This is a genomic window from Mycobacterium sp. (assembly GCF_049585075.1).
Lineage (GTDB): Bacteria > Actinomycetota > Actinomycetes > Mycobacteriales > Mycobacteriaceae > Mycobacterium.
Genome location: NZ_JBAUZA010000232.1, coordinates 1 through 11077, shown reverse-complemented (window position 1 = coordinate 11077; position 11077 = coordinate 1). Strand labels below are relative to the sequence as shown.

Below are 11077 nucleotides of genomic sequence, written 5' to 3'. Positions count from 1 at the left end.
GGTCAGCGTCGAGCTGACCCACCACGGGCATCCGCTCGACGACGAGGTCAACGCTGAATTAACGGAGCTGGCAACACGATTCGGGCTCAGCTGTGTTGCGACTACCGGTGCGCATTTCGCCGCGCCGTCGAGGCGCCGGCTCGCGATGGCCATGGGCGCGATACGGGCCAGGCAGTCGCTGGACGAGGCGGCCGGCTGGCTGGCCCCGCTGGGCGGTTCCCATCTGCGATCGGGTGAGGAGATGGCGCGACTGTTCGCGCAGCGCCCCGACGTGGTGACCGCCGCGGCCGAACTCGGCGAGCAGTGCGCCTTCGGCTTGGCGCTCATAGCCCCGCAGCTGCCGCCGTTCGACGTCCCTCCAGGCCATACCGAGGACAGCTGGTTGCGCGAGCTGACGATGGCCGGGGCGGAGCGCCGCTACGGACCGCGAGCACAGGCACGACAGGCATATGCTCAGATTGAACACGAGTTGGAAATCATTGCGCAACTGGCATTTCCAGGCTATTTCCTGGTGGTGTACGACATCACCCGATTCTGCCGGGAGAACAACATTCTGTGCCAAGGCAGGGGATCGGCGGCCAATTCAGCAGTGTGTTATGCCCTCGGCGTCACCGCGGTCGATCCGGTGGCCAACGAGTTGTTGTTTGAACGTTTCTTGTCGCCGGTTCGCGACGGACCACCCGATATCGACATCGACATCGAATCGGATCTACGCGAAAAGGTCATCCAGTACGTCTACGACAAATACGGTCGTGACTACGCCGCTCAGGTCGCTAACGTAATCACCTACCGCCCGCGAATCGCCGTGCGCGACATGGCTCGCGCGCTGGGTTTCTCGCAGGGACAGCAGGATGCGTGGAGCAAGCAGATCGCACACTGGGGCGCACGACCGTCGGATGTCGACGACATTCCCGAGCAGGTGATCGACCTGGCCACCCAGATCCAGAATCTGCCGCGACACATGGGCATTCATTCCGGCGGCATGGTGATTTGCGATCGTCCGATCGCCGATGTCTGTCCGGTGGAATGGGCGCGCATGGAGAACCGCAGCGTATTGCAATGGGACAAAGACGACTGCGCGGCAATCGGTTTGGTGAAGTTCGACCTGCTTGGGCTGGGTATGCTCTCGGCGCTGCACTACGTCATCGACCTGTTGGCCGAGCACAAAGGCATCGAGGTCGACTTGGCCAAGTTGGACCTATCAGAATCGGCGGTGTACGAAATGCTGGCCCGCGCCGATTCCGTCGGGGTGTTCCAGGTGGAGTCCCGCGCGCAGATGGCTACCCTGCCGCGGTTGCGGCCAAGGGTGTTCTATGACCTGGTGGTCGAGGTCGCGTTGATCCGTCCTGGGCCTATTCAAGGTGGCTCGGTGCATCCGTACATCCGGCGGCGCAACGGTGTCGACGCGATAGTCTACGACCATCCGTCGATGGAGTCGGCATTGCGGAAGACGTTGGGAGTGCCGTTGTTTCAGGAGCAGCTGATGCAACTCGCGGTGGACTGCGCAGGCTTTTCCGCCGCCGAGGCCGATCAGCTACGGCGCGCCATGGGATCCAAGCGGTCGGCGGAACGCATGCAACGGCTGCGCGGCCGGTTCTACGACGGCATGCGGCGAATGCACGGCGCCGACGATGAGTTGATCGACCGGGTATACGAAAAGCTAGAAGCCTTCGCAAATTTCGGCTTCCCGGAGAGTCATGCGCTGAGCTTCGCATCGCTGGTGTTCTACTCGTCGTGGTTCAAGCTGCATCACCCTGCTGCGTTCTGCGCGGCGCTGCTGCGCGCACAGCCGATGGGCTTCTACTCGCCGCAGTCGTTGGTGGCTGATGCCCGCAGGCACGGAGTGACGGTGCACGGCCCATGTGTAGCGGCCAGCCTGGCGCACGCCACCCTGGAAAACGCCGGTATGGAAGTGCGGCTGGGGCTTGGCGGTGTCCGTCATATCGGAGATGACCTGGCAGAGAAAATAGTCGAAGAGCGAAAAGCGCACGGCCCCTTTGCTTCTCTATTGGACTTGACAGGCCGGGTGCAACTTTCCGTGCCGCAGACCGAAGCACTGGCCACCGCAGGAGCGCTGAGCTGCTTTGGGATCTCCCGGCGCGAGGCGCTGTGGGCGGCCGGGTCGGCCGCCACCCAACGGCCGGACCGTTTGCCGGGGGTGGGCTCGTCGTCGCACATCCCGGCGTTACCCGGAATGAGCGAACTGGAACTGGCCGCCGCCGACGTGTGGGCCACGGGCATTTCCCCGGACAGCTATCCAACCCAATTCCTGCGGTCAGATCTCGATGAGATGGGTGTGGTGCCTGCTGATGCCCTGATGTCGGTGCCCGACGGCGACCGGGTACTGATCGCCGGGGCGGTAACGCATCGGCAGCGGCCGGGGACGGCGCAGGGGGTGACGTTTCTCAACATCGAGGACGAGACCGGGATGGTCAACGTGCTCTGCACACCAGGAGTATGGGCGCGACACCGCAAGCTGGCCCAGACAGCGTCGGCGCTGCTGATCCGAGGGCAGGTCCAAAACGCCAGTGGCGCAATCACCGTCGTGGCCGAGCGGTTAGCCAAACTCACGCTGACGATCGGGTCGAAGTCCCGAGATTTTCGCTAGGCCTCCTGCGCCACCCAGAGTGCGGCTGGCCGCACGCTCGGCATCCAAAGTGCGGCTAGCCCCACACTCGCCGGGATATCGCGGCGAAGCGACTGTTAGCTTCAGGCATGACCTTGAACCTGTCTGTCGACGAAGTCCTGACCACCACCCGCTCGGTTCGTAAGCGCCTCGATTTCGACAAGCCGGTATCCCGAGAAGTGTTGATGGAATGCCTGGAATTGGCGCTGCAGGCGCCCACCGGATCCAATAGCCAGGGCTGGCAATGGGTTTTCGTCGAGGACGCCGACAAGAAAAAGGCAATCGGCGAGGTCTACCTCGCTAATGCACGGGGCTATCTCAGCTCGGCATCACCCGAATACGCCGAGGGGGATACCCGCGGTGAGCGAATGGGTGCTGTACGCGATTCTGCGACTTATCTTGCCGAGCACATGCATGAGGCGCCGGTCCTGCTGATCCCGTGCATCGAGGGCCGGGAGGAGACGTCGCCGCTGGGCGGCGCCTCGTTCTGGGCGTCGCTGTTCCCCGCGGTGTGGAGTTTCTGCCTGGCCCTGCGCTCCCGTGGTTTGGGTTCCTGCTGGACGACCCTGCACCTAGGTCGCGGCGGAGAGGAAAAGGTGGCGGAGCTGCTCGGCATTCCCTACCAGCAGTACAGCCAGGCCGGCCTGTTTCCGATCGCCTACACCAAAGGCACGGATTTCCGGCCGGCCAAGCGGTTGCCGGCCGAAAGTCTCACGCACTGGAACAGCTGGTAATCACATCTCACCTGGCGCCGGTGAAGCCCTGCTGGCGCCACGCCTCGTAGACGGCTACCGCGGCAGCGTTGGCGAGATTGAGTGAGCGTCGTCCCGTCAGCATGGGGATGCGGACGCGGTCGGTGATGTGAACGTCGGCCAGGGTCGTGGAATCCAGCCCGGTGGGCTCGGGGCCGAACATCAACACGTCTCCAGCCTGATAGCGCACATCGGTGAACAACGCCGTCGCGTGCGCGGTGAAGGCGAACACGCGCTGCGGCGACAGCGCCTTCCAGGCGGCGTCCAATGACGGGTGCACGGTGACCGAGGCTAGGTCGTGGTAGTCCAGACCCGCTCGGCGCAGCTTGGGTTCGGACAGGTCGAACCCGAGCGGCTCGACGAGATGCAGTTCGGTTCCGGTGGCCGCCGCGGTCCGGATTGCATTGCCGGTATTAGGCGCTATACGCGGGGAGTAAAACAGCAGCCGAAACATCTGACGATCATGACAGTTGTCGTTCGACAATTTGCTCGGCTATCCTTCGCGGTGTCTGGCACGAGTCGGCGAACTCTGTCTGTTCAGTAAGAATTGTGGTCTCCGTACCCGCTGGCTGGCATACTCGTCGAATTGCCAGGCGTATACCGCTCGCCGTCACTCGGGGCGGGCGTCATCAGCAGGAAGTCTCATGAACGACGCGCCAACACTGCATATCAGCGGAGCGGTCGCCAGCACGGATGTAGTCCGGTGACCATGTTTGCCCGTGCGACGCGGGCGGTTCTGCCGACTAAAAATAACACCGCAGACCTCGACGGCGCTGAGTCGTCATCGGCGAAACGACCGGCGTCATGGTCGCTACGAAATTGGCCGGTGCGGTGGAAAGTCGTTGCCATTGTGGCGGTGCCTTTAGTGCTGGCGATGGTTTTCGGGGGATTCCGTATCTCGGGCGCACTGACCGACGCGCACGACCTCCGGTTGGCCGCTGATCGCGCCGAGGTCGTTCCGGCGATTACGAAATACATGTCGGCGCTCGATGTCGCATTGCTGGCGAGTTCCACCGGGGGCGACGTCGAGGGCGTGAAAAAGAACTTCGATGCGCGCAAACATGAGCTGCAGGCTCGGCTGGCGGAAACCGACGTTCCCGCCGATGTGGGCGCGGGGGTCAACGCCCTGCTCAATGGTGGGCAGGGGTTGCTGAACGCGGTTGCGTCGAACGCCATCGGTTTGCGCGAACGAATCACCACCTACGCCCCGATCCTTTTGACCGCTGAGAATGCAATTGACGGATCGGTACGCGTCGACAACGTGCAAATCCGGGCCGCGGCTCAGGGGCTGAGCCGCGCGATCGGGGCCCGCGGCCAGATGATGATGCAGCAGCTGCTGATCACCCGCGGCGCCGACCTGCCCGAGCCCGAGTTGCGCACGTCGATGATCACGCTCGCCGGTACCGAGCCGTCGACGCTGTTCGGGATGGCTGAAGTGCTCGGCGTCGGCTCAGCAGAAGCCAAGACGCTGCAGCAGCAGATGGTGACCCGGATGGCCGTCATGTCCGATCCGACCAGCAAGCTCGTCAACAATCCGGCGCTGCTGCACTCGATACAGACCACCGACGCGATCGCCGGGCATGTGATCAAAGACACCACCGCGCTGGTGACGAAATCGGTGGAAGACCAGGCCCACAACCGGCGCGAGGCCGCGATCCGCGACACCGTCGTTGTGCTGGCAGCCATCGTCGCCGCACTTGCCATCGTGCTGGTGGTGGCGCGGTCACTGGTCCAGCCGCTACGCGTGCTGCGGGACAGCGCCCTGAAGGTCGCCCACGAGGACCTCGAACGCGAGATCACCCGCGTCCGGGCCGGTGACGAACAGCCGCCCGCGCCGCTGCCGGTTCACACCACCGAAGAAATCGGGCAGGTCGCGCATGCGGTCGACGAATTGCACACCCAGGCTCTGCTGCTGGCAGGTGACGAGGCCCGATTGCGGCTGTTGGTCAACGACATGTTCGAGACCATGTCGCGGCGAAACCGGTCACTGGTCGACCAGCAGCTGTCGCTCATCGACCGGCTAGAGCGCAACGAAGAAGACCCCGATCGGCTCGACAGCCTCTTCCGGCTCGACCATTTGGCCGCCCGGATGCGCCGCAACGGCGCCAACCTGCTGGTCTTGGCGGGGGCGCCGAGCTCGCGGGGAGACCAACGTACGGCCGTGGCGTTGTCATCGATCGTCAATGCCGCAACCTCAGAGGTTGAGGACTACCGCCGGGTGGAAACGTCGATGCTGCCCGACTGCGACATCACCGGCGCAGCCGCCGGTGATGTCGTCCATCTCCTTGCGGAGTTGATCGACAACTCGTTGCGCTACTCACCGCCTGCTTCGCCGGTGCGTGTTTCGGCTTCACAGCGCAGCGACGCGGCGGTTCTGATCGAGATCCTCGATGTCGGGCTGGGTATGACCGACGGCGACCGGCGCATCGCCAACATGCGGTTGCGTGCCGGGGGAGAGGTCACTCCGGACAGCGCTCGTCATATGGGTCTTTTCGTGGTTGGCCGGCTGGCCGACCGGCACGGTATCCGGGTGCGACTGCGCGGCTTGTCGACCGAGCGCGCGCGATCGGGTACGACGGCCGAGGTCTATCTGCCGGCATCGTTGTTGGCCACTGCCGACGGCGATTACGTTGTGCCGCGCGAAACGGCGGCAGCACCCCCAGAGGTTTCGGCTGTTTCGACCGCGGCCGATCGCGCGACCCCCGCAGCGGATTACGGCGAGACGCCAGATCTTGCCGAGCTGACGGACCCCGCAGAACGCAACGGCTCCCATTCGACCGAATCCCCGGTCACTTTGTTGCCGCGGCGCAGGCCCGGATCCAGCGGCATAACCGGTGGTCCGCCCGACCAGCCGGCTCGCCCGGCACGGCGTCAGTCACCGCTGCGCCGACGGGAAAAGGTAGCTGAGCCTGAGTCGGAATCTCCGGAAACCCCTTCGGCTCAACCGGTCTCGAACACATCGTCGTTCTTCGGCTCGCGAGTGCGATTCAGCCGGCAGCAGCCGTCCGAAGCGGAGCCTGTGGCACCCGAGCCCGTCGTGCCGGAGCCGTCAGCACAGTTCGAGCCGCAGGAAATCGATGATGCCTGGCCCGCTGAAGCGCCTCGATCGTCGAACGAGCCGGCGGAGACGGATCTGATCTACCAGCGGATGCTTTCAGAGTGGCTGGTCGACCCGCACGATCTGGCCCGTAGCGCCGACTTGGATTGGAAGTCGGTCTGGGACCGGGGTTGGACAGCGGCCGCCGAGGTCGACAACGTACCCGTGCAGTCCCACACCGACCAGGGCCTACCGGTTCGTGACCCTGGTGCCCGGCTGGTGCCGGGTCGTGCCGGGCCCGAGCACAACGGTATTTCGGACATCGCACAGCACCGCGCCGACGAGGACAATGGGGCGGTGTCGAACGGTGGATCCGATTCGTCCTGGTCTGGCCGCAAACCTGCACATGAGGCACCGGCGCGAGACCCGGAGGCGATCCGCGCTTCGATGAGTAGCCATTTCGGCGGCGTTCGCGCAGGACGATCGCACGCCCGCGATATAGATCAAGGATCCGATAACGAATGACCCCTGCTTCCGATGCCTACGATTCACCTCGCTCGGACAACTCCCTGGATTGGCTGGTATCGAATTTCGCCCGCGAGGTTCCCGGGGTGACGCACGCGGTGCTGGTATCCGTCGACGGGTTGCTGATCGCGGCCAGTGAGCACCTGCCGCAGGAGCGGGCGGATCAGCTCGCCGCGGTGTCGTCGGGTCTGGCCAGCTTGGCGTCCGGCGCCGCGCAGCTGTTCGACGGCGGCGCGGTGCTGCAGTCGGTGGTGGAGATGGAAAACGGCTACCTGTTGTTGATGCGGGTCGGTGACGGCTCGCATCTGGCAACGCTGGCCACAACGTCTTGTGATATCGGTCAGATCGGTTACGAGATGGCCGTCCTTGTCGAGCGGGTGGGCAGCGTCGTGCAATCGACCCGACGTGCTCGGTCTGATGGCTCGGCTCCTCCTCGGGCCGCCGGGCGGCCCGCATCGTCGCCGACCGTGTCCCACTCGTGAGCCGCGATGGACAGCCAAGAGCCAACGGGGCCACAGCCACCCGCAGCTGAGGCCAGCCTGGTCCGCCCGTACACTCTGACGGCCGGACGGACCAAGGCCAGCGTCGAGCTGCCGCTCGAGGCGCCGGTGCAGACGTTGCAGTCAGCGCTCTTTCACCGATGGCCACCCAACGACGTGCGAGGCAGAATCGTCCAACTGTGCGTCAAGAGTCCATCCGTTGCCGAAATCTCGGCTCGACTGGATTTACCGCTCGGTGTCACGCGTGTGTTGGTCGGCGATCTGGTCACGTCGGGCTACCTTCGAGTGAACCGGACATTGACCGATGACTCGACCCGCGACGAACGCCGCGAACTCATAGGAAGGACGCTCCGTGGCCTACGAGCCCTCTAAAGGAGGGGCCCAATCGCATCCGAAAGCGCGCGATACCGTGTCGACGAAGATCGTCATCGCGGGCGGGTTCGGCGCCGGTAAGACGACGTTCGTCGGCGCCGTTTCGGAGATCATGCCGCTGAGGACCGAGGCGATGGTCACCGACGCTTCGGCGGGCGTCGACATGGTGGAGGCCACCCCGGACAAACGCACCACCACGGTAGCGATGGATTTCGGCCGGATCACCTTGGACGAGGATCTGGTGCTCTACCTGTTCGGTACTCCAGGGCAGCGCCGATTCTGGTTCATGTGGGACGACTTGGTCCGCGGTGCGATCGGCGCGGTCGTTCTGGTGGACTGCCGGCGCCTACAGGACAGCTTCGCGGCGGTCGACTTCTTCGAACATCGCAACTTGCCATTTCTCATTGCGGTCAACGAGTTCGACGGCGCCCCACAGTATCCCGTTTCCGAAGTGCGCAAGGCGCTGACACTGCCCGGGCATGTGCCGGTCATCAACATCGATGCCCGCGACCGTCGATCGGCGACCGATGCTCTGATCGCGATCAGCGAGTACGCCCTGGCGAGCTTGACACCTACCGCCAGCTGACCGCGTTGTGCGTTGGACCGATTGCGAATTCGTCGGCCGTGATTTCCGCGACGACGATCTGAGCCGGCTGCAAACCGAACGAGTTCTATTCACCGAATGCGATTTCAGTGGCGTCAACCTAGCAGAGTCGCAGCATGTCGGGTCCGCGTTCCGCAACTGCAAGTTCGAACGGACATCACTGTGGCACAGTGAGTTTCACCAATGCAGCTTTCTCGGTTCAGTCTTTGTAGACTGCCGGCTCAGGCCGGTGACCTTCGACGAGGTCGACTTCACGCTGGCGGTGCTCGGGGGCGCCGATCTGCGCGGGATCGACCTGGGCGGCTGTCGGTTGCGGGAGGTCAGCTTGGTGGAGGCGGACCTGCGCAAGGCCGTGCTGCGCGCCGCCGACCTCGTCGGCGCCCGAACCACGGCGGCCCGGATGGATGAGGCGGACTTGCGGGGAGCGAACGTCGACCCGTCGCTGTGGACCACGGCGTCGTTAGTGGGTGCGCGCATCGACGTCGCCCAGGCGCTGGCCTACGCTGCCGCGCACGGCCTTCGGTTTGACGGCGAGTGACTCAGCGCTTGAGTCGGATATTCCAGCGCACGTAGCCAATGTAGAAAACCGACAACAACGCGAGCATGAGCATGTCGAAGAAGTAGATGTGCTTGGAGTGTTGCCAGATCGGGTCATTAGTCGGGATTTGCGGAACCTTCACCAGGCTTGGGAAGTCGATCGACGACGCCCCCGCGGCGTACCCCCACCGTCCCGGCGTCACCCAGGACAGCTGATTAAGGCCCGCCCGGCCGGTCACCGGGATCATCCCGCCGGAAAGGACCAGCTGCGACATGATCGACACCACCAGCAGCGGCATGATCTGCTCATTGGACTGTGCCACCGCAGACAGCAGCAAGCCGAGCATCGCCGAAGCGACGCAGGTGCCGGCGACGGTGACGAAGAGCGAGAATGTGGAGTTGCCGAAGAACGGGGGATGCGCTGTGGGCGCGCCCTTGCCGATCCTGACGATAAAGGTCGCGATCGCCGCCTGGGCGGTCGCGAACACACAGAAGACGAAGACCTTGGCCAACAGGTAGGCCGTCGTGGACAGGCCGACCGCTTGTTCTCGCTTGAAGATCGGACGTTCGCCGATCAAGTCGCGAATGGTCAACGCCGTGCCCATGAAGACCGCGCCGATATTGAGCAGGACCATGATGTACTGCGGTTCGGTAGGCGCGAGTCCGCTGGGGAGAGCAGGCCCGAGCCCCGGTTTGGGGCCCTTCACGGTCAGCGACAGCGCACCGATCAAGAACGGTAGTACCGCCAGAAACACGGAATAGCCGCGATCGGAGACGACGAGTCGCACCTGGCGGCGCGCAATCGTGGAGAGCTGGCGGAATAGGTCGGTGTGCACCGGCTCGCCCAAATCCGCCGGGCTTCCCCGCGCCGGTGCTTGCGACTGTGGGCGTCCGCCCTCTCTCTCGATGAAGCGGCGATTGGCCTCGTCGGGATCGGCGCCCACATTGGCGAAGATGTCCGCCCAGTTGGTGGTTCCCAACGCCGCACCGACCTGGCTGGGCGGTCCATTGAAGGCGGTCTTGCCGCCGGGGGCGACCAGCAGAATCTGGTCGCAGACGTCGAGGTAGGACACCGAGTGCGTGACGACCAACACGACACGACCGGCGTCGGCAAGCTGCCGCAACATCAACATGACCTGCCGGTCCAGCGCGGGGTCCAGACCCGAAGTCGGCTCGTCGAGCAGCAGCAGCGACGGTTGGGTGAGCAGCTCGAGTGCCACCGACGCGCGTTTGCGCTGTCCGCCCGAGAGCTTGTCCACCCGAGTGTCGGCGTGCTTAGTCAGGTCGAGTTCTTCGAGCACCTGAGCGACGACCTGCGCGCGCTCTTCTTTGCTGGTGTCCGGGGGTAGTCGCAGCTCGGCGGCGTAGCCCAGCGCCTGGTTCACCGTGAGCTGGCGGTGAACGACGTCGTCCTGCGGGACCATCCCGATCCGGCTTCGCATGGTGGCATATTCAGCGTGGATGTCGTGGCCCTCGAAGGTCACCGACCCGGCGCTGGGGCGCGTGTATCCGGCGATCAGCCTCGACAGCGTCGTCTTCCCTGCGCCGGATCCGCCGATGATCGCGGTCAAAGTGCCGGGCCGGGCGGTCAGGGAGATGTTGTCGAGCAGCTCCTTGCCATCGATCTTGAAGTGAACGCCGTTGACCTCCAGGCCGCCGGTGCGGGTGGCCGCTTCGGTGCGACGGACCAGGTTGCCGTCGGTCAAGACCAGGTCGACGTTGCCGATGGTGATCACGTCGCCCTCGTTGAGCACCGCCGAACCGACGCGCACGCCGTTGACGAACGTGCCGTTGACGCTGTGAGCGTCGCGGATTTCGGTGCCGAGCGGGGACTGGACCAAAAACGCATGGTGGCGCGACGCGAGGACGTCCTGGATGACGATGTCGTTGTCGTTGGCGCGACCGATGGTGGCGGATCCGGGTGGCTTCTCCGGTGTGCCCGATCCGGGCAGAATCGCCTGGATCATCTTGGTGGCGAGGTTGCCCACCTCGGGCGGCTTGGTGACCGTCGGTGCAGCCATCTTCGTTGGTGGCTGCAGGTTCGGCGACGACGCTGCCGGCCGGTTCAGCGGCGGTGGCTGTGGCGGATAGCTCGGCGCCCGCTGTCCGCCGACGCTTGGGTAC

General features: G+C 64.6%; 9 protein-coding genes. 7 read left to right on the top strand and 2 right to left on the bottom strand.

The annotated features are described in order from the left end of the window. Positions 1 to 2608: error-prone DNA polymerase (locus WB785_RS11130; RefSeq protein ID WP_424079144.1), on the top strand; the 2608-nt coding region annotated here is incomplete at its 5' end. Positions 2609 to 2715: 107 nt separating this feature from the next. Continuing rightward, entirely contained in the window at positions 2716 to 3360 is a 645-nt protein-coding gene (locus WB785_RS11125; protein WP_424079142.1) for a nitroreductase family protein, read from the top strand. A 7-nt stretch (positions 3361 to 3367) separates the two neighbouring features. On the opposite strand, the gene WB785_RS11120 is transcribed toward WB785_RS11125, so the two are convergent. Beyond that, positions 3368 to 3832, bottom strand: a complete 465-nt coding sequence (locus tag WB785_RS11120; protein ID WP_424079141.1) for a tRNA (cytidine(34)-2'-O)-methyltransferase — start codon at positions 3830 to 3832, stop codon at positions 3368 to 3370. Positions 3833 to 4081: 249 nt separating this feature from the next. On the opposite strand from WB785_RS11120, the gene WB785_RS11115 reads away from it, so the two are divergent. From WB785_RS11115 to WB785_RS11095, 5 genes are read left to right on the top strand one after another with little or no spacing between them, the layout of a single operon-like run. Continuing rightward, on the top strand, positions 4082 to 6940 hold the full coding sequence (locus WB785_RS11115) for an ATP-binding protein (RefSeq protein WP_424079139.1): 2859 nt from the start codon (positions 4082 to 4084) through the stop codon (positions 6938 to 6940). Then, the gene (locus WB785_RS11110; RefSeq protein ID WP_424079138.1) at positions 6937 to 7422 is read left to right on the top strand and encodes a roadblock/LC7 domain-containing protein; all 486 of its coding nucleotides are present in this window, start codon (positions 6937 to 6939) and stop codon (positions 7420 to 7422) included. Before WB785_RS11115 ends, WB785_RS11110 begins: the two co-directional genes overlap by 4 nt. Before the next feature lie 6 nt (positions 7423 to 7428). Then, the gene (locus tag WB785_RS11105) at positions 7429 to 7812 is read left to right on the top strand and encodes a DUF742 domain-containing protein (RefSeq protein WP_424079136.1); all 384 of its coding nucleotides are present in this window, start codon (positions 7429 to 7431) and stop codon (positions 7810 to 7812) included. Beyond that, positions 7793 to 8398, top strand: coding sequence for a GTP-binding protein (locus WB785_RS11100; protein ID WP_424079135.1), 606 nt, complete (start codon positions 7793 to 7795; stop codon positions 8396 to 8398). The genes WB785_RS11105 and WB785_RS11100 overlap by 20 nt, the downstream gene beginning before the upstream one ends. A gap of 7 nt (positions 8399 to 8405) precedes the next feature. Beyond that, the gene (locus WB785_RS11095) at positions 8406 to 8954 is read left to right on the top strand and encodes a pentapeptide repeat-containing protein (protein ID WP_424079133.1); all 549 of its coding nucleotides are present in this window, start codon (positions 8406 to 8408) and stop codon (positions 8952 to 8954) included. 1 nt (position 8955) lies between these two features. Here the strand turns inward: WB785_RS11095 and WB785_RS11090 are convergent. Beyond that, a partial coding sequence (locus WB785_RS11090; RefSeq protein ID WP_424079132.1) for an ATP-binding cassette domain-containing protein occupies positions 8956 to 11077 on the bottom strand: 2122 nt, incomplete at its 5' end.